The following is a 17,520-nucleotide window of genomic DNA, read 5'->3' as shown; positions in this document are numbered from 1 at the left end:
GTCACGGGATCCGGGTGCGAACCGCACGGAGAGCGGTGACGCGGCGGCACTGCCGCCCCGGGGCGGCATCGACTGGACTGGGGTCATCGCGACGGAGAGACCGTCTGCACCGACACCCGGAGCTTCCCCCATGAACCTCATCGAGACCTTCCAGAACCTCGTCGCCCAGGTCCCCGACCTCGTCCAGCCCCTCATCGTCGCCCTCGCCGGGGCAGTGCCGTTCGTCGAAGGCGAGGGTGCCGCGAGCATCGGCATCCTCGGCGGAATCCCGCCCGTGGTCGCGGCCATCGCCGCGATGGTCGGCAACTTCCTCTGCGTCGCGATCCTGGTGCTCGCCAGCGCGGGCGCCCGCCGGGCCATCGTGGACCGCTCGCGGGCGAAGCAGCCGGTGACGGTGGGCGGCGGGACGAGCCTGGAGGCCGACGGCGTCCCGGCGGAGACCGGACGCGGGTCCGCCCGCCGCGAGAAGTTCCAGCGCGCGTTCGAGCGCTACGGCGTCCCCGGGGTGAGCCTGCTGGGACCGCTGCTGCTGCCCACGCACTTCACCGCCACCATGCTCGCCGCGTCCGGCATCGGCAAGGGGCGCATCCTCGTATGGCAGGCCGTCGCGATCGTCGCCTGGACGACCGTCATCGCGGTGATCGTCGGCAGCGCCGTCTACGCCATCCGCTGAGCGTCGCGATGTCGGACGCCCGATGCAGGATGAGCGCATGATCACACTGCTGTCGTCCCCCAGCAATCTCGGCCTGCGCCCTCCGGAGCCCGGCAGCGTGCCCGGCTCCGCGAAGGCACCGGAGGCGTTTCGCGAAGCGGGGCTGTTCCGGCGCTTCACCGACCGGGGAGTGAGCGACGGCGGCATCGTCCTCGCCGGGCGCTACGTGGACGACGACGCCACGCGGCCCGCTGGCCGAGTACGCAACGAGGCCGCATTCGTCGACCACTCCCTCCGTCTGGCTTCGCGTATCGGCGAGATCCTCGACGAGGGCCGCGCCCCGCTCGTGATCGGCGGCGACTGCGGCATCCTCGTCGGCGCCGGGATCGCCGTGAAGCGCCGTGGAGGCGCGGGCCTCGTGCACATCGACGGACACACCGACTTCCGCCACCCGGGCAACAGCGACGAGTGCGCGAGCGTGGCCGGCGAAGCGCTGGCGGCCGCGGTCGGCAAGCATTGGCCGGCGATCGCCGACATCGACGGACTCGCCCCGTACTTCCCCGCCACCCGCACGGCCCACATCGGGCACCGCGACGACGACGAGGAGCAGGCGGAGGCCCGCGGCCTCCTCGCGCGCGTCACGCCGGCGGCCGACGTCCTGGCACGAGGGGCCGGCGCGGTCGCGGCTGAGACCGCCGCGTCCGCGGGTGGGCGCTACTGGTTGCAGCTCGACGTCGACGTGCTCGATCCGTCGGTGATGCCCGCCGTCGACAGCCCGGACCCGGGCGGACTCGGGGCGGCAGACCTCACCGCCCTCCTGCGCGCCCTCGCCCCGCAGGCGATCGGGGCGAGCATCACCGTGTTCGACCCGGACCTCGACCCGGACGGTCGCTACGCCCGGCTCCTGACCGAGGTCCTCGGCGAGGGCCTGCGCGAGCTGGGCAGCGGAGCAGGCGACTGACGCGCCCCGCCGCCCGGCCGGCCGTCAGTCCTCGACGCCCCGCTCGGCACCCGGATCGGTGTGCATCGAGACGCGCACGCGGGCGATGCGGCGGCGATCGATCTCGACCACCTGGATCGTCGCGCCCGGCACCTCGACGGTGTCGCCGACCACGGCGAGCCGTCCGAGCTGCTCCGTGACGAATCCGGCGATCGTGTCCGAGGAACCGCGCGGCATCGCGAGCCCCGTCGCCTCCTCGAAGTCCTGCAGGTTGAGGCGCCCGTCCAGTCCGTCGTCGGCGGAGAGGAAGACCTCGGCGTCGTACTCGTCGAAGATCTCGCCGACGACCTCCTCCACGAGGTCCTCCAGGGTCACGAGACCGTCGGTGCCGCCGTACTCGTCCACGACGACGGCGATGTGGTGTCCCTCGGCCCGCATCCGGGTGAGGGTGGGCAGCACCCCCGCCGTGGACGGGATGTAAGGGATGTCGCGGACGAGCCCCTGCAGCGGACGCTCCGGGTCGTCCGCGGCAGCCTCGAAGAGGTCGCGCACATGCACGAAGCCGGTGATGTCGTCGATCGACGTCTGCGACACCGGGTACCGGGAGTAGGGCAGCTCGCGCACCTGCTCCACCGCCGCCCCGACCGTGCCAGCCTCGTCGAGCGCCACGACCTCCGGTCGCGGGCGCATGACCTCGCTCACCTGGCGCCCACGCAGCGAGAGCACGTCGTCGAGGATGCGGCGCTCGTCGTCGGGGAGGCCCTGGTGGGTCGCCACGATGTCGCGCACCTCCTCATCGGTGAGCTCGTCGCTCGTCTTGTGCGGGTCGCCGCCGAGCACGCGGACGAGGGCGTTCGTCGAGACCGACAGCAGCCAGATCACCGGGCGCATGACGGTCGCGAAGCCGTTCAGGGCCGGTGCCACCGCGTACGCGAACTGCGCGTTGCGCTGGATCGCGAGCCGCTTCGGCACGAGCTCGCCGAGCACGAGCGACAGGTACGCGATGATGAGCGTCAGCACGATCGTGGCGAGGGTCATCGCGAGCGGAGGCGCGACACCCCAGCCCTCCAGCAGCGGCGCGACGGACGGCGCGATCGAGGTCGCCCCGTAGGCGGCGGACGCGAAGCCCGCCACGGTCACGCCGATCTGCACCGCAGAGAGGAAGGTGTTGGGGTTACGGGCGAGGGCGGCGACCTTCGCTCCGCGACGGCCGCGGACGGCGATCGCGTTGAGCTGGCTCTCGCGCAGCGTGACCAGCGCCATCTCCGTCGCAGCGAAGACACCGCCGATCAGCACGAAGAGCAGGACGAGGGCGATGTTCCAGAGCAGATCGCCCATCAGCGGGCGACCTCCTCGGTGGCGGGGTGAGCACCCGGGATGAACCGGGTGCTCGTACTGTCAGAGTCCGAAGAGTCAGAACAGCGCTGCGCGCTCAAGAGTGCTCCTTGTCGATGGTGGGGGTGGAATCGGTCGGGGAAGAGACGGAGTTGCGGTGCCGGCGCGTCTTCATCAAGCTCGCGACGGTGGCGACCGCGATGGTCGCGGCGATGAAGAGCAGCGAGAACCAGATCGGGATCTCGGGCGCCCACAGCATCGGCTCGCCGCCGTTGATGAACGGCACCTCGTTGACGTGCAGGGCGTGCAGGACGAGCTTCACACCGATGAACGCGAGGATGACGGCGAGGCCCTGAGCCAGGTAGACCAGGCGCTCGAGCAGTCCGCCGATGAGGAAGTACAGCTGACGCAGCCCCATCAGGGCAAACGCGTTCGCGGTGAACACGATGTACGCCTGGTCGGTGAGGCCGTAGATGGCGGGGATCGAGTCGACCGCGAAGACGAGGTCGATGAAGCCGATCGCGATGATCGTCAGCAGCATCGGCGTGACGTAGCGCTTGCCCTTCTGGACGACCGTGAGCTTGTCGCCGTTGTACTCCTCGCTGACGGGGAGGTGCCGACGGACGAAGGTCATGAAGCGGCCGTTCGCGGGGTTGCTCTCATGATTGCTGAAGGCCTGCCGGTACGCGAGGAAGAGCAGCAGCGCGCCGAAGACGTAGAAGATCCAGGAGAAGTTCTCGATGAGGGTCGCACCGACGGCGATGAAGATGCCGCGGAGGATCAGCGCGATCACGATGCCGATCATCAGCACCTTCTGCTGATAGATCTTCGGCACCGCGAAGCCCGTCATCACGATGAGGAACACGAAGAGGTTGTCGATCGACAGCGCCTTCTCGGTGAGGTAGCCGGCGAAGTACTCGCCGCCGTAGGTCCAGCCGGACACCATGCCGATGCCCACGCCGAAGAGCAGCGCGAGGCTGATGTAGAAGATCGACCAGCGCGCGGACTCGCCGATGCTCGGCTCGTGCGGCTTGCGGACGTGCGCGAAGAACTCGTACACGAAGAACGCGATGGTGACCGCGATCGTGATGACCCAGATCAAGGGGGTGATTTCCAACGGGTACTCCAGACTCGGGCGTGACGGAACAGCGCCAAAGTCTTCCCCATCCCGAGCGGGACCGGTAGGCCGGGATGCAGACGCATCCGTAATGACGACCCGACCGTGTCGGAGTACTCCCCTTGGATAATCCAGGGTACGAGACGGCACCCAAGCGATTCTGTGGATCTGCCGAGAACGCCCCTAGACTGGACGCGGCGACCGCCGGGGCGTGACGACCCCCGGCCTCCGGGCAGGCGGTCCCCGCGCGTCCGGCGTACCGACGAGAGGCCGGCTTCTCACCGGCGAAGGTGTGGTGGCACCGCGATCTGGCCCCCGCCCACACCTCCAGGGCTCCCACAACCTGGAGGAGAAATGAGATCACCCGACCCCGCCCGCACTCTCGCCGCGGAGCTCGTGCACATCGTCTCCGGCCGCCGCGTCACGCTGCTCGGCCACGTCCATCGGCGGAGGGAGCTCGCCACCGTCGCGTTCCTGATCGTCCGCGACCGCTCCGGACTCGCGCAGGTCGTGGTCCGTCCCGCCGAGCATCCAGCGGACGGCCTCCCTCCGGAGGAGACCGTGGTCCGCGTGACGGGGACCATCGCCGCGAACCCGCAGGCCCCCGGCGGCGTCGAGATCGTCGACCCGCAGATCGAGAGCCTGTCGGAGCCGGCCGCACCGCCGGTCGTGGAGCTGTGGCGCCCGACGCTCGAGACGAGCCTGCCGACACTGCTCGACCACGCGGCGGTGACCTGGCGCCACCCCGCACGCCGCGCGACCTGGCAGATCGCCGCGGCGAGCGTGCGCGCGTTCCGCCGGGTCCTCGACACCGCGGACTTCACCGAGGTGCAGACCCCGAAGATCGTCGACACCGTGACCGAGTCGGGCGCGAACGTGTTCCCCGTCGACTACTTCGGCAGGACCGGGTACCTCGCGCAGAGCCCGCAGTTCTACAAGCAGCAGCTGGTCGGCGTGTTCGAACGCGTCTACGAGGTGGGGCCCGTCTTCCGCGCCGAGCCGCACGACACCGTGCGGCATCTGTCGGAGTACGTGTCGCTGGACGTCGAGCTCGGGTTCATCCGCGACCACCGCGACGTCCTGAGCCTTCTCGGCGACGTGCTGCGCGGCATGCTCGGCGGCATACGCACCGACGCGGCGGACGAGCTCGCACTGCTCGACGTGACGCTCCCCGACATCCCCGAGGACATCCCCGTCGTGCACTTCCGCGACGCGCTGCGCCGGGTCGGTGCTCCGGCCGACGAGCCGGACCTCTCCCCGGCGCACGAGCGCGCGCTCGGGGCGTGGGCGAAGGAGGAGTTCGGCAGCGACGTGCTGGCCGTCGAGGGCTACCCGCTGCGCAAACGCCCGTTCTACACGCATCCGCAGCCCGACGACGCGGAGGGGAGCAACAGCTTCGACCTCCTGTTCCGCGGTCTGGAGCTCGTGACCGGCGGACAGCGGCTGCATCGGCACAGCGAGGTCGTCGCCGCGATCGAGGCGCGAGGAGAATCGCCCTCGGCGTACGCGGGCTACCTGGAGGCGTTCGCGCACGGGATGCCTCCGCACGGCGGCTTCGCCATCGGACTGGAGCGCTGGGTGGGCCGCCTGGTCGAGGCGGCCAATGTCCGCGAGGTGACGCTGTTCCCCCGCGACGTCCATCGCCTCACGCCGTAGCCCGGACGCGACGAGGGCGACCGCGGTGTGCGGTCGCCCTCGTTCGTCAGCCGTCGATCACTCCGAGATCTCGGCCAGTCCCGACTGCTCGGCCCGATCGATGATCGCCGGGAGCGTCTCATCGAAGAAGCTCACCAGCACGGCACGGGTCTTGACCGCGTCGCGCTCCGACGTCGCCTCGCGGATCGCACCGACGAACTCCTCGACGGCGGACCAGTCCACGGCGTCCTTCGCGTGCTGGGTGAACCGACGGATCTGCGGGCCGAGACGCTCGATGGAGTTGGCGCGCGTGGCGTTGCCCTCGATCCGGGCGAAACCCGTCGCCGCACTGCGGAGCGCCGCGCCGAACGCGATGATGTCCCGCGCCTGCACCGACGCCGCCATGTCGTCGGCCAGCTCGACGAGGTAGGCCACATCGTCGTCCTGGATCACCGGCATGACGTGACGGACCGAGCCGATCCAGATGTCGCCGAACAGGTCGACGGCGTTGCGCACCCGCTCCAGATCGATCGGAGCCACGCGGGTGTAGCGATTGCGCTGCATCTCGACGAGGCCGTTGTCGGCCAGGCGGTCGAGGGCATGACGGATCGGCGTCTTCGAGGTGCCGAGGCGTTCGGCGAGCTCGTAGTCGCGCAGGCGCTCGCCGGGCTGGAGTTCGCCGCTGATGATCGCATCCTGCAGGCGCACGAAAGCCTCGTCGCTCATCGACCGGCGTTCGAGGGGGCCGCCAGAGAGTGTCACACTGCCTCCAGTGGGGGTCATGGAGAGTGAAGTTCTACGTCTCAAGCAATATATCCCAAAAGCGCTGGCGGCCCGCTCCGGACGTCAGGCGGAGGGCGTGACGCGCACGAGCATCTTCCCCGTGTTGGCTCCGCGCATCATGTCGAGGAACGCGTCGACCGTGTTCTCGATACCGTCGACGATGGTCTCGTCGTAGGCGATCCGCCCTTCCGCGAACCAGCGGGTCATCTTCTCGCTGAACTCCGGCGACAGGTGCAGGTACGAGGCCAGCGTGAAGCCCTGGAGCCGGAGCCCGCGCGTGATGATGTTCGCCATGTTGTCGGGCCCGGGCACGCGCTCGGTGGTGTTGTAGCTCGTGATGGCGCCGCACAGCGCGATCCGGCCACCGTCGTTCATCACGTCGAGCGCGGCTTCGAGGTGGTCGCCGCCGACGTTGTCGAAGAACACGTCCACGCCCTCGGGCGCGAGGGCGGCGAGCTGCTCGCGCACCGGGCCGTCCTTGTAGTTGAACGCCGCGTCGTAGCCGTACTTCTCGGTCAGCAGGGCGACCTTCTCAGGCGAGCCCGCCGAGCCGATGACGCGGCCCGCGCCGAGGAGCTTGGCGATCTGACCGACAGCCGTGCCGACGGCACCGGCGGCGCCGGAGACGAAGACGGTGTCGCCCGGGGCGAGTCCGGCGATCGCGGTGAGACCGACGTAGGCGGTGAGGCCGGTCATGCCGAGGATGTGCAGGCGCAGCGACAGCGGCATACCCGACACCTCCGGCACGGCCCGGAAGGTCGACGCGTCCGCCTGCACGACATCGCTCCAGCCGTGCTGGTGCAGCACGACGGTGCCGACGGGGAGGTCGTCCGCCGCAGAAGCGACGACCCGGCCGATGGCGCCACCCGCGATGACCTCGTCGAGGGCGTAGGGGGCGACGTAGCTGCGGACGTCGTTCATCCGCCCGCGCATGTAGGGGTCGACGGAGACGAACTCGTTCGCCACGCGCACCTCCCCCGGCGCCGGATCGCTCAACTCGACCTCCACGGTGCGGAAGTCGTCGTGGGTCGGCCACCCCTCGGGGCGGCGGGCGAGCTGGATCTGGGTGCTGATGGCGTGGGACATTTCTCTCCTTCGTGAGGATCTGGGGGGTGCTGCCTGACTCAGACGAGGAGGCCGATGGCGAGCGCGATGACGCCGAGCGCCGGGATGACTCCCTGCTTCAGGGCGGCGGACGCCTTGTCGGGGCTCGACAGCAGCAGCACGAGGCTCGCGGCGACCATCGATCCGGCGCCGGTGAAGACGAGGGTCGCGCCGACGGCCGTCGCTCCCGTGGCGAAGACGACGATGCCGAGGAGCACGGCGATCGCGAGGAACAGGTTGTAGAAGCCCTGGTTGAAGGCGAGCTCCCTCTGTCGTGCGGCCTCCTCCGCCGTGCCGGTGCCGAAGGTGCGGCGAGCGCGCGCGCTGGTCCAGGCGAACGACTCCAGCCAGAAGATGTAGACGTGCACGAGCGCCGCGACGCCGGTGAGCACAAGTCCTGCGATGACCATGGCGGTCCCCCTTCGACGCGGCGCGGCCGCGCATTCTGTATCGGTCGTTACAATATATACTGGATCAAGCGATTCACAAAAGAGCAGGAGCAGGGCGGATGGGGCGCACACAGACCTTCGACACCGCAGAGGCGGTCCGCGCGGCACGCGGCGTGTTCTGGGCGCGCGGCTTCGAGAGCGCGCCCTTGCCGGAGCTCGAGCGCGCGACGGGCCTCAGCCGCTCCAGCATCTATCACGCTTTCGGTTCCAAGCGAGGACTCTTCGACGCCGCCGTCGAGAGCTATCTGGACGAGGTCATCCGCCCGCGCCTCGCCCCGCTGACGGGCGAGGTCGTGGCACCGGAGGCCCTGAGGACCTATCTCGGCGGACTGCGTGCGGCCCTGCTGACGACAGGCAGCCTTCCGGCAACGAGCGGCTGCCTGCTGGTCAACACCGCTGCCGCTCCCATCGGCACCGACGACGCGGTCGCCCGGGTCGTGGCTTCCTATCGCGCGGAGCTCCGTGAGGCGTTCGCCCGCGGCATCGTAGCCGCTCTCCCCGAGCTCGCGGGAACGGAGGTCGACACCCTGGCGGACGCCTGTACGGGGCTCGTGGTCTCCGCCTTCGCCCTCGTGCGCGTGGCCCCCGACGCGGCGGCGAGCGCGATCGATGCGGCGCTCGCCCTCCTCGCCGACCGGCGACGCCGCGACTGAGCGCCGCCCGAAAACAGAGAACGCCCGGGAGGAGATCCTCCCGGGCGTTCGAGGCCGACGTCAGGGGACGATGACGGCGCGTCCGCGGATGCTGTTCGACGCGAGGTCTTCATAGGCCTTCGGGCCGTCGTCGAGCGTGTAGCTCTCGGTCTGGACGTGGATCTTGCCGGCGCGGGCGAGGTCCAGCACCTCGATCAGCTCGGCGCGCGAGCCCCAGTAGGGAATGCGCACGGCTGCGTCATAGGCGATCGAGCCGAAGCCGAGCGTCATGCTGCCTCCGCCGATGCCCACGATCGTGATGTCGGCCTCGAGCGCGGCCACGCTCTGCGCCAGTGCGATCGTCGGGTTCGCGCCGACGAAGTCGAACACGGCGTTCGCGCCGAGACCGCCGGTGAGCTCGCGGATCTTCTCGGCCGCCGACGCGTCGCTGATCAGCACGTGATCCGCGCCGACCTCGGTGGCGAGCTTCAGCTTCTCGTCGTTCACGTCCAGCGCGATGACCGTGGCACCCGAGATGGCCTTGAGGATCTGGATGCCGACGTGGCCGAGCCCACCGGTGCCGATCACGACCGCGACCGTGCCGGCGCCGAGCTTCGGAAGCGAGTTCTTGATCGCGTGGTACGGGGTGAGGCCCGCGTCGGTCAGCGAGACGTTCTGCACGGGGTCGAGATCCCCGAGCGGCACGAGGTGGCGCGCGTCGTCGACGATCATGTACTCCGCCATCGACCCCTGGCTGCCCAGGCCCGGAGGACGGATGCCCTCGGCGGCGGCGTTCGTGCAGTAGTTCTCCTTGCCCATCGAGCAGTTGTGGCAGCGGCCGCAGCCCCACGGCCCGTAGACGGCCACGGCATCCCCGACCTTCAGTGTCGAGTCGACGCCCTCGCCGATCTCATGCACGATGCCGGCACCTTCGTGCCCGAGCGTCAACGGCAGTGGATAACCCTGCTCGTGGTAGTCCTTCTCGGGGAGCCCCATGACGTAGTCGTCGGAGTGGCAGACACCACCCGCGGTGATCTTGAGCAGGACCTGTCCAGGGCCGGGCTTCGGAATCGGGATGTCGACCACCACGGGGGGCTTGCCGATCTCGACGTAGCGGAGAGCTTTCATGAGCATCTTCTTCCTGGCGTCGAGAGGTCTGCCGCGCGGTGCGGAGGCGGGGGCTCTCGAAACCGTCCCCTCCAGTATTGTCCGATCTCACGAAAGTTGTCGGCTGGTGAGACAGAGCAGCCCCGGAAAGACGGGTGGCTGATGCGGCGCCGAAAGCGCCCGTTGTCTCACGAAACTTGTCGGTAATCGCGTCTCAACCCGTCCTGCCTAAAACGTCGAGCGGACGGTTTCGGCGCGGCAGGTTCCGGCAGGGGGTTTCGGTCGGCGCACGGCCGGCGTGTCGTGTGGTCGGCCGGCGGCCTGGGAGGGGGCTGCCGGAAACGATCGTTTTCGGCAGCTCTCGCGTAAGGCTGAGGCGTAAGGTTGCCTGGTCGACCCGGACCCTGTCGACGGCGGTGATCCGGTCCGCTCGTCATGAGCGCGGTAGCCGGTCCACTTGTCGCAAGGGTGGTGCCGACGCCCCACTAATCGTCGAGACGGTCGAGAATCTCATTCATCTGGTCGATCTCTTCCTGCTGTGACGAGATGATCTGCTCACAGAGATCTTGGATCTCCGGGTCGCTGATGTCTGATTGCTCACACACCAGAATCGCTCGAGAGTGATGCGGGATCATGGAACGGAGGAACTGGTCGTTACCGACGAACGCTTCCGAGCGTCCCATGAAGAAGGCGACAAGGAAAAGCGCGGCGAAACCTACGAGCAAGCTGATGTTCGCGGCCTTGTTCGGGAACATCTTCCACATGACGATGACCATGATGATGCCCATGGGGAAGACCATCATCAGTGCCATGTAGAGGTTGCTGATGTTGAGGAAGAGATCGTCCAGGACGTTGATCATCGCAAACGTGAGGAAGTACATCACAACGAAGCTGAGCGATAGCGAGACGGCCGATGTAGAGAGCCAGTTGACGGATATCCCACCACCGCACAACGGATCTCACTCGGTGGTCTCATCGCCTGTGCGGATCATGAAAACTGCTCCGGTGATCGCTGCGGTGACGATCACGATGTCGGCGAGGTTCCCGATGAACCAGTTGCCGTAGGCGAGGAAGTCGACGACGTGCCCCCGGGCGAATCCGGGGTCGCGGAAGAGGCGGTCGCCTGCGTGTGAGGCGGCAGCGCCGCCGAGCGCGCCGATGACGATCGCCCATCCCACGCGTTGCACTCGGAACGCGAACACGATCGCTGTGATGGTGGCCGCGACGGCGAGCAGTGCGAACACCCAGGTGAAGCCTTCCCCGAAGGAGAATGCCGCTCCGGGGTTATAGGCGAGCTGCAAACCCAGCAGGTCGCCGATCAGCGGGATGCGCTCACGCTCGGTGAGGGTCGCTTCGGCCCACACCTTGGTTCCCTGATCGATCAGCACGACGACCACGGCGATCAAGAGCGCTCCACCAGTGAGCTGCCGCCGCCGGGTCGACGACAGCTTGCTCGCAGCGGGCGGATGAGCCTCTGCCTGGGAGGAGGTCATGCGAGCACCTCGATCAGACGGACGATGACCCCAGATTCGATCAGGATGAACAGGCCCAGGCCGATGAACACGGCCGGTACGAGCCAGTGCTCGACGCGCTCCAGCCCCTCGGTGACAGCCTTGTTGGTGCCGATCAGCCGGCCGGCCGCGCACCAGACCGCGACGAGGACCAGGAACACGACGATCATGATCGCGACGTCGCTGGGGGCGCTGGTGCGGAAGATCGGCGTGTAGAGGGAGATGTTGTCGGCCCCGTTGGCGATCGTGATACCCGCGACACCCCATAGTCCGACCGCGGTGATCTTGGAGTCGTCATCATCGTCATCGCCGTTACGGCGCAGGCCGCGAACGAGCGTCCAGATGCCGATGCCGAGCGGGATCAGACCCAGGAAACCGACCCATTCGTCCGGAACGATGGTGAGACCGAGAGCGGCGATCACGCTGATCACGACGAGGGTGATGAACCCGAGATACTGGCCCGCGACGATCTGCCACGGCCGGGGCTTCCCTCGACTGGAAGCGAGGAACAGCACGGTAAGCACGACGATGTCGTCGATGTTGGTCGCCGCGAACAGGCCGATCGCTGAACCGATGGTGGCGAGCATCAGCTTCCCAACCGTGGCGTGCGGGTGCGGGCGGCACGCAGACCATTGAGGATCACGATGACCTCCGCAACCTCGTGGACCAGGACGACCGCGGCGAGCCCCAGCACGCCAAAGAGCGCGAGCGGGAGCAGTGCGGTGATAATCAGCAGCGACAGGACGATGTTCTGGTTGATGATCCGTCGACCGCGCCGGGCGTGGTCGAACGCCCGCGGGATGAGGCGCAGATCATGGCCGGTGAAGGCCACGTCGGCGGATTCGATCGCTGCGTCGGAGCCGGTCGCGCCCATCGCGATACCGATGTCCGCGCCAGCGAGGGCCGGGGCATCGTTAATGCCGTCGCCGATCATCGCGACCGGTCCCGCCGTCGACAGTTCCCCGATCGCGGTCGCCTTGTCCTCCGGGCGCAGCTCCGCGCGCACGTCGCTGATCCCTGCCTGTGCCGCCAGTGCACGAGCGGTCCGGGCGTTGTCCCCGGTGAGCATCGTCACCCCGACGCCCTGGCCGGTGAGTGTCCGGACGACCTCGGGGACTTCCGGGCGCAGCTCGTCGCGGACGCCGATCGCGGCGACCGGTGACCCGTCGCGGTGGACGATCACGACGGTCATGCCCTGCTCTTCCAACTCGCCGACCCGCTCCGCGAGGTCGCCGGCGTTCAGCCAGCGGGGACTGCCGACGGTGATTCTCGATCCGTCGACGGTGCCGTCGATGCCGTGCCCGGCCTGCTCGGTCACATCTGCAGCTCCCGGTGTCCCCGGGGCTGCGGCAGTGATCGCTGAGGCGAGAGGATGGGTGCTGTGCTGCTCCAACGCGGCCGCCCACGCCAGCGCCTGAGCCTCCGTAACGCCATCTGTGGTGAGCACGGCGGTGACCGCCGGTTCGTTGCGGGTGAGGGTGCCGGTCTTGTCGACGGCAACGTGGCGGACCGTGCCGAAGCGCTCGAAAACGGCGCCGGACTTGATGATCACGCCGAACTTGCTCGCCGCACCGATCGCCGCGACGACCGTCAGCGGAACCGAGATTGCCAGCGCACACGGAGAAGCGGCGACCAGCACGACGAGTGCGCGAGTGATCCACACCTCCGGGTCGCCCAGCAGCGACCCGATGATCGCGACGAGCGCAGCGAGGATCAGTACTCCGGGTACGAGCGGGCGGGCGATCCTGTCCGCCAGACGGGCACGCTCGCCCTTCTCGGTCTGCGCTTTCTCTACCAGCTCCACGATCGTCGTGAGCGAGTTATCGGTGCCCGCAGCGGTCGCCTCGACTTCCAGGACACCGGCGCTGTTGATCGCACCGGCCGACACCGCATTCCCGGGCTCAACTTCGACCGGGATCGACTCCCCGGTGATCGCCGAGGTATCCAGGCTGGAGCGACCAGAACGCACGACCCCATCAGTCGCGATCCGCTCACCCGGGCGGACCACCATGACCTGGCCGACCGTCAACTCTTTCGCCGGCACCTGCGCGGAGACACCGCTCTGAAGCACGGTCGCTGTTTCCGGCACGAGCTTCAGTAGTGCCCTCAGTCCGCCGCGGGCGCGGTCCATCGCCTTGTCCTCAAGCGCCTCCGCGATCGAGTACAAGAACGCCAGAGCTGCAGCCTCCTCCACGTACCCGAGGATGACGGCACCGATCGCGCTGATCGTCATCAGCAGCCCGATGCCGAGCTTGCCCTTGAACAGTTTCCGGATCGCGCCGGGCGTGAACGTCGATGCGCCCAGCAGCAGTCCGACCCAGAACAGCACCAGTGCCGGGATCTCGAGCCCGGACCACTCGAAGATCAGACCGGCCAGGAACGCAACGCCGGAGAACACCGGCACCATGACCCCGCGGTCTCTCCACCAGGGCCGCTCGGCCTCTTCGATCTCTTCGCCTGCCGTCGCGGCAGGCTCGTGCTCGCAGCCACACGCCTCGCTCACGCGTCAGCCCCCGTCCCACAGCAGCCAGCCACCATGCACGCTGAGTCCACGCAGGGCGCGTGCTCATCGACCGCCAGTGTCACGTCCACGAGCGCGACGAGCGCAGCCGCAAGATGCGGGTCGGCGATCTCGTAGCGGGTTTGGCGGCCCTCAGGCTCGGCGACAACGATCCCGCAGTCACGCAGGCAGGTGAGATGGTTCGACACGTTGGAGCGCGTCAGCTCTAGCTCACGGGACAGGACTGCGGGGTAGCTCGGGCCACCGAGCAGAGTCATGAGAATCCGAGAACGCGTAGGATCAGCCATGGCGCGGCCGAGCCGGTTCATGACGTCGAGACGAGAAGCAATGGTCAGCATAAGCTGAACTATACAGTCTCCGCTGACCTATTTCCTATGCGGTCAAGCCAATGCCCTCAGGGCATGGTCTTCGAGCCCGAAAGAACGCTGCCGCCCAGAATGCACAGGCGAGCTCGACGCGTCTCTGACATGAGCCGTCTTCTGGTTCCGGACGCGCTCCGCGGGTTCGCGATTGTCGCGATGCTCATCGCGCACGCGGCTCCTTTCGTGCCGAACGCACCGTGGGCGGTGCAATTCGTCACGGCGAACTTCAGTAGTGTCGCGTCGCCGCTCTTCGCTCTTGTCATGGGCATGTCGGCGGAGCTTGTGTGGAGACGCGGCGGCGCTGTGGGGGTGACGTTGCTGCAACAGACTCTGCGTGGCCTGTTCCTCATCGTCCTGGGTGTTTGGATGGCCACGTGGGGCTCCTGGCTGGCGGTCATCCTGAGCTATCTCGGGCTGCTGATCATCATCGGCGCGCCCCTTCTACTCCTGCGCAGCTCGGTCGTGATTGCCGCGACAGCGGTCCTTGTCCTGGCCAGTCAGCCATTGCTGAGCGTCGCACGCACCTGGATTTGGGTCTACACCGCGCCGCCGCCCGTGCGTGAGGTCACGACCTGGATGTTCCTGGGCCCTCAGTATCGGGTGGTCAACCTGTTGCCGGTGTTCCTCATCGGTGCCCTGTTGATCCGTCACGGCTTGAAACGCGATCGCTTGTTGTGGATCATGGCGGCTGTGGCGCTGTTGGCGTATCTTGCCTGGGGTTTCGGGCAGCGCTTCGGCACGGTGTTATCGGGGGACTACCTGGACTCTCTGAGGGATATTGGCTTGGTGTTCGCCGTCTACGTCTGCGTTGTGCTGGGGGCTACGGTGCGGCGGGAGCACGCAGAACGTTTTTGGGGTGCTGTCTTTGTTCCCTTGTGCGCCTGCGGTCAGGTGGCGTTGTCTCTGTACTTGCTGCACGGCAGTCTCATCGCATTTTGGAGTAACGCGTATGGCCGCCCTGCCGAGAACTTCTACTTGGGCTGGCTGGTGATCGTTCCGGGCATGATCGTGGTGGGTTGGTTGTGGTGGCGGTTCGTTGGAACTGGCCCAGTTGAATGGGTGATGGGCTGGCTCAGCGGACGTCCCAAGTCTTCCTCGCTTCGCCGGTAGAGCGGGTGCGTGGCTCTGGGGCTCGCAAGAAGACTTGATTGGTCGGGCTGGTACCATCCTGAGGTCATGGTCGTCCACGGTCGCGCTCACAAATGCGTTAGCCGAGCCGACGAGTTCCTGATAACGAAGATCATTACAGCCCTCGGGCTGGCGCTTCTTCTCGTTGTTGGAGCGTGGCCGGGCGGCCATCGTGATGCGACAGATGCGACTCCGTATCTGAGCACCACATCCTCGTCGTCACTAGGGACGCCTTCTGCTGGTCATTTTTCGGCGGGTTCGGGTGAAAGCGTTGTCGGCGCGACCGCGGAACAATTCCTGGCCGGGGATAGCGCGAACGACATCGTGATCGGCGTTGCCGGGTGCCTCTTGGGTATCATCTGCTGCTTCTTGGTGCTCATCGTCACGCGGAACTTCCGCCGTCACGTCCCCTCTTCTCACATTCGCGAACGTTTGCCGCGCGCACCATCACTGGCAGCTATGACGGGGCGCCTGTTCGCATTGCCTCCTTCTCTCACACAGCTTTCTCTGTCGCGGACCTGACTCCGGCGGCGCCATCTCTTCGATGGCGCTCCACTGGTCGTCCCCGTTCGTTGTGTGTGTCTGGAGTGTTATGAAATCTTCCGTGAAAGCGGTACTTGTCACCGTGTCTCTCGCCGTGGTGTTGCTGGTCGTCGCACTGGTCTTCGTCCTGATTAATCAGAATCAAGCTGCCGCACCCGAGACGGGGACCGCTGACGGTCCACAAGTCGTCCGTGAGAACTCGCACGTCCTCGATGACGGAGGAGAAGGGGCGGTGACGGTGGTCGAGTTCCTCGATTTCGAGTGCGAGGCCTGCGGTGCTTTCTATCCCCTCGTCGAGGATCTCCGCGGCAAGTTCGATGGCGAGATCACCTACGTGATCCGCTACTTCCCGCTGCCTGGTCACCTCAACTCAAAGAACGCCGCAATCGCTGCCGAAGCCGCAGCGCAGCAGGGACGGCTCGAAGACATGTATCACCGCCTGTTCGAGACGCAGTCTCAATGGGGTGAGGCTCAAGAGTCTCGTGCGGACCTGTTCCGGGGGTTTGCGGAGGAACTCGGATTGGACATGGCCGCGTTCGATGATGCGGTCGCTGATCCGGCGACAGCGGAACGGGTTCAATTCGATCTCGACGAGGGTGAGCAGCTCGGTGTCAGCAGTACCCCCTCGTTCTTCATCGATGGGGAGCCTGTCGTGCTGGAAACGTGGACCGATCTGGAGGACAGCATTGAAGCCGCCGTGAACGGTGCTGAATGATGGCGCGTTCGCTATCGCACCGTCGAGTCATCATCGTCGGTGCCGGGCACTCCGGATTGGCGACAGCCGCCGCGCTCAGGTCCTCTGGGCTTGAGCCACAGAAAGACTTCGTGATCATCGATTCTGCACCCCCCGGTCGACGAAGCTGGGCCACACGGTGGCAGTCGATGAAACTGCGCAGCGCGGCACGCCACAGTGTCGTCCGCGGGTTCCCTTTCCCGGGCGATGGAGACCGTCATCCGAGTGTGGATGAGATGTCCGATTACCTGTCTTCGGTGGAGAAAGCCCTCGGTGTGAAGACCGTGTGGGGCACTCGTGCTCTTGGAATCAACCGGTTGGGCGACGGATCCACGCTGCATCTGTCGACCTCCGCCGGGGAAGTGCAAACCCGAAATGTGGTCTGTGCAACGGGAGCTGCCGCGGTGCCGCGCATACTGGGCTGGCGCCCGGGATTGGCCGTACCCGGTGTTGTGCTGCATTCCAGCCAGTACCTCTACCCCGCCCAGATACCTCCCGGCCACGTGTTGATCGTTGGCGGCGGATTCAGCGGAGTGGAGATTGCTGAGGAGCTCGCGTCCTCCCACGACGTCACCCTCTCCACTCGAGCGGAACCCTCAGGGGTGTCGGAGCGGCCTATCTGGTCGAGGCTGCGACGTAAGGGTGCGCTCTCCGAGGCACGCCCCCGCGTAGCTTCGACAGACGTCACTCATGCCGTCGCCGTGACGGAGGTTCACGGAGACACCGTGATGTTCGCCGATGGGGCGTCCGTGAAGCCGCATTCCGTGATCCTTGCGACCGGGTACAGGCCGGCAGACGCATGGCTGCCCGATTCGGAGCCGCCCGGTCAGCCTTTGCACGTCAGTGCACGCATCCCGGGACTGTTCACTGTTGGCATGCCCCGTTACTCCCGGGCGGATGCGGACACCCTCGTTGGGGCGGGTCGTGATGCGGCGACCGTCGCCCGACTCATCGTTGGACGGCCGTAA

At 67.2% G+C, this 17,520-nt stretch carries 19 protein-coding genes; 8 read left to right on the top strand and 11 right to left on the bottom strand.

Annotated features, from left to right (window positions below; genetic code table 11):
* Window positions 1–130 precede the first annotated feature (130 nt).
* Together WFJ36_RS09785 and WFJ36_RS09780 are read left to right on the top strand one after the other, a co-directional pair.
* Complete coding sequence (locus tag WFJ36_RS09785; RefSeq protein ID WP_071327620.1) at window positions 131–673, top strand: small multidrug efflux protein; 543 nt, start codon at window positions 131–133, stop codon at window positions 671–673.
* A gap of 37 nt (window positions 674–710) precedes the next feature.
* Window positions 711–1,613, top strand: coding sequence for an arginase family protein (locus WFJ36_RS09780; protein WP_336643209.1), 903 nt, complete (start codon window positions 711–713; stop codon window positions 1,611–1,613).
* Window positions 1,614–1,637: 24 nt separating this feature from the next.
* Here WFJ36_RS09780 and WFJ36_RS09775 read toward each other — a convergent pair whose 3' ends face one another.
* Window positions 1,638–2,930 carry a hemolysin family protein gene (locus tag WFJ36_RS09775; protein ID WP_071327621.1) on the bottom strand — a complete coding sequence of 431 codons (1,293 nt, stop codon included), beginning with the start codon at window positions 2,928–2,930 and terminating at the stop codon, window positions 1,638–1,640.
* Between the two features lie 94 nt (window positions 2,931–3,024).
* Entirely contained in the window at window positions 3,025–4,044 is a 1,020-nt protein-coding gene (locus WFJ36_RS09770) for a TerC family protein (protein WP_071327622.1), read from the bottom strand.
* Window positions 4,045–4,398: 354 nt separating this feature from the next.
* Between WFJ36_RS09770 and aspS the strand changes: the two genes are divergently transcribed.
* Window positions 4,399–5,700: an aspartate--tRNA(Asn) ligase gene (gene aspS / locus WFJ36_RS09765; RefSeq protein WP_336643208.1), complete on the top strand. Its 1,302-nt coding sequence runs from the start codon at window positions 4,399–4,401 to the stop codon at window positions 5,698–5,700.
* A 57-nt stretch (window positions 5,701–5,757) separates the two neighbouring features.
* On the opposite strand, the gene WFJ36_RS09760 is transcribed toward aspS, so the two are convergent.
* The 3 genes from WFJ36_RS09760 to WFJ36_RS09750 all read right to left on the bottom strand — a co-directional run bounded on the left by WFJ36_RS09760 (window position 5,758) and on the right by WFJ36_RS09750 (window position 7,976).
* A complete protein-coding gene (locus WFJ36_RS09760) occupies window positions 5,758–6,405 on the bottom strand; it encodes a GntR family transcriptional regulator (protein WP_071327624.1) in 648 nt (215 codons plus the stop codon).
* Window positions 6,406–6,525: 120 nt separating this feature from the next.
* Entirely contained in the window at window positions 6,526–7,548 is a 1,023-nt protein-coding gene (locus WFJ36_RS09755; protein ID WP_336643207.1) for an NADP-dependent oxidoreductase, read from the bottom strand.
* Between the two features lie 38 nt (window positions 7,549–7,586).
* Window positions 7,587–7,976 carry a DUF1304 domain-containing protein gene (locus WFJ36_RS09750; protein WP_071327626.1) on the bottom strand — a complete coding sequence of 130 codons (390 nt, stop codon included), beginning with the start codon at window positions 7,974–7,976 and terminating at the stop codon, window positions 7,587–7,589.
* Between the two features lie 98 nt (window positions 7,977–8,074).
* Between WFJ36_RS09750 and WFJ36_RS09745 the strand changes: the two genes are divergently transcribed.
* Entirely contained in the window at window positions 8,075–8,668 is a 594-nt protein-coding gene (locus tag WFJ36_RS09745) for a TetR/AcrR family transcriptional regulator (RefSeq protein WP_336643206.1), read from the top strand.
* A gap of 60 nt (window positions 8,669–8,728) precedes the next feature.
* On the opposite strand, the gene WFJ36_RS09740 is transcribed toward WFJ36_RS09745, so the two are convergent.
* The 6 genes from WFJ36_RS09740 to cmtR form a co-directional block, all read right to left on the bottom strand.
* Window positions 8,729–9,775, bottom strand: a complete 1,047-nt coding sequence (locus tag WFJ36_RS09740; RefSeq protein WP_071328057.1) for an NAD(P)-dependent alcohol dehydrogenase — start codon at window positions 9,773–9,775, stop codon at window positions 8,729–8,731.
* A 464-nt stretch (window positions 9,776–10,239) separates the two neighbouring features.
* Window positions 10,240–10,635: a DUF305 domain-containing protein gene (locus tag WFJ36_RS09735; RefSeq protein ID WP_268777274.1), complete on the bottom strand. Its 396-nt coding sequence runs from the start codon at window positions 10,633–10,635 to the stop codon at window positions 10,240–10,242.
* A gap of 78 nt (window positions 10,636–10,713) precedes the next feature.
* On the bottom strand, window positions 10,714–11,247 hold the full coding sequence (locus tag WFJ36_RS09730) for a signal peptidase II (protein ID WP_336643205.1): 534 nt from the start codon (window positions 11,245–11,247) through the stop codon (window positions 10,714–10,716).
* Window positions 11,244–11,852, bottom strand: coding sequence for a cadmium resistance transporter (locus WFJ36_RS09725; protein ID WP_336643204.1), 609 nt, complete (start codon window positions 11,850–11,852; stop codon window positions 11,244–11,246). Before WFJ36_RS09725 ends, WFJ36_RS09730 begins: the two co-directional genes overlap by 4 nt.
* Window positions 11,852–13,768 carry a heavy metal translocating P-type ATPase gene (locus WFJ36_RS09720; RefSeq protein ID WP_058631450.1) on the bottom strand — a complete coding sequence of 639 codons (1,917 nt, stop codon included), beginning with the start codon at window positions 13,766–13,768 and terminating at the stop codon, window positions 11,852–11,854. The genes WFJ36_RS09725 and WFJ36_RS09720 overlap by 1 nt, the downstream gene beginning before the upstream one ends.
* Window positions 13,765–14,124: a Cd(II)/Pb(II)-sensing metalloregulatory transcriptional regulator CmtR gene (cmtR, locus tag WFJ36_RS09715; RefSeq protein WP_058631451.1), complete on the bottom strand. Its 360-nt coding sequence runs from the start codon at window positions 14,122–14,124 to the stop codon at window positions 13,765–13,767. Before cmtR ends, WFJ36_RS09720 begins: the two co-directional genes overlap by 4 nt.
* A gap of 129 nt (window positions 14,125–14,253) precedes the next feature.
* Here cmtR and WFJ36_RS09710 point away from each other — a divergent pair, with 129 nt between their 5' ends.
* The 4 genes from WFJ36_RS09710 to WFJ36_RS09695 all read left to right on the top strand — a co-directional run bounded on the left by WFJ36_RS09710 (window position 14,254) and on the right by WFJ36_RS09695 (window position 17,520).
* A complete protein-coding gene (locus WFJ36_RS09710) occupies window positions 14,254–15,258 on the top strand; it encodes an acyltransferase family protein (RefSeq protein ID WP_058631452.1) in 1,005 nt (334 codons plus the stop codon).
* Between the two features lie 9 nt (window positions 15,259–15,267).
* Window positions 15,268–15,798: a hypothetical protein gene (locus WFJ36_RS09705; RefSeq protein WP_136054586.1), complete on the top strand. Its 531-nt coding sequence runs from the start codon at window positions 15,268–15,270 to the stop codon at window positions 15,796–15,798.
* 70 nt (window positions 15,799–15,868) lie between these two features.
* Window positions 15,869–16,534: a DsbA family protein gene (locus tag WFJ36_RS09700; RefSeq protein WP_058631453.1), complete on the top strand. Its 666-nt coding sequence runs from the start codon at window positions 15,869–15,871 to the stop codon at window positions 16,532–16,534.
* On the top strand, window positions 16,531–17,520 hold the full coding sequence (locus WFJ36_RS09695; protein WP_336643203.1) for an NAD(P)-binding domain-containing protein: 990 nt from the start codon (window positions 16,531–16,533) through the stop codon (window positions 17,518–17,520). Before WFJ36_RS09700 ends, WFJ36_RS09695 begins: the two co-directional genes overlap by 4 nt.

It is taken from the genome of Microbacterium sp. MMO-113 (genome assembly GCF_037148555.1).
Classification (GTDB): domain Bacteria; phylum Actinomycetota; class Actinomycetes; order Actinomycetales; family Microbacteriaceae; genus Microbacterium.
Note: the sequence above shows the minus strand (reverse complement) of the source record. Positions and strands in the feature narration are given on the sequence as shown.

Coding starts and splice junctions, on each gene's coding strand:
- WFJ36_RS09785 (WP_071327620.1), top strand. CDS start 131: ATGAACCTCATCGAGACCTTCCAGAACCTCGTCGCCCAGGTCCCCGAC.
- WFJ36_RS09780 (WP_336643209.1), top strand. CDS start 711: ATGATCACACTGCTGTCGTCCCCCAGCAATCTCGGCCTGCGCCCTCCG.
- WFJ36_RS09775 (WP_071327621.1), bottom strand. CDS start 2,930: ATGGGCGATCTGCTCTGGAACATCGCCCTCGTCCTGCTCTTCGTGCTG.
- aspS (WP_336643208.1), top strand. CDS start 4,399: ATGAGATCACCCGACCCCGCCCGCACTCTCGCCGCGGAGCTCGTGCAC.
- WFJ36_RS09760 (WP_071327624.1), bottom strand. CDS start 6,405: ATGAGCGACGAGGCTTTCGTGCGCCTGCAGGATGCGATCATCAGCGGC.
- WFJ36_RS09755 (WP_336643207.1), bottom strand. CDS start 7,548: ATGTCCCACGCCATCAGCACCCAGATCCAGCTCGCCCGCCGCCCCGAG.
- WFJ36_RS09750 (WP_071327626.1), bottom strand. CDS start 7,976: ATGGTCATCGCAGGACTTGTGCTCACCGGCGTCGCGGCGCTCGTGCAC.
- WFJ36_RS09745 (WP_336643206.1), top strand. CDS start 8,075: ATGGGGCGCACACAGACCTTCGACACCGCAGAGGCGGTCCGCGCGGCA.
- WFJ36_RS09740 (WP_071328057.1), bottom strand. CDS start 9,775: ATGAAAGCTCTCCGCTACGTCGAGATCGGCAAGCCCCCCGTGGTGGTC.
- WFJ36_RS09735 (WP_268777274.1), bottom strand. CDS start 10,635: ATGTACTTCCTCACGTTTGCGATGATCAACGTCCTGGACGATCTCTTC.
- WFJ36_RS09730 (WP_336643205.1), bottom strand. CDS start 11,247: ATGACCTCCTCCCAGGCAGAGGCTCATCCGCCCGCTGCGAGCAAGCTG.
- WFJ36_RS09725 (WP_336643204.1), bottom strand. CDS start 11,852: ATGCTCGCCACCATCGGTTCAGCGATCGGCCTGTTCGCGGCGACCAAC.
- cmtR (WP_058631451.1), bottom strand. CDS start 14,124: ATGCTGACCATTGCTTCTCGTCTCGACGTCATGAACCGGCTCGGCCGC.
- WFJ36_RS09710 (WP_058631452.1), top strand. CDS start 14,254: ATGAGCCGTCTTCTGGTTCCGGACGCGCTCCGCGGGTTCGCGATTGTC.
- WFJ36_RS09700 (WP_058631453.1), top strand. CDS start 15,869: ATGAAATCTTCCGTGAAAGCGGTACTTGTCACCGTGTCTCTCGCCGTG.
- WFJ36_RS09695 (WP_336643203.1), top strand. CDS start 16,531: ATGATGGCGCGTTCGCTATCGCACCGTCGAGTCATCATCGTCGGTGCC.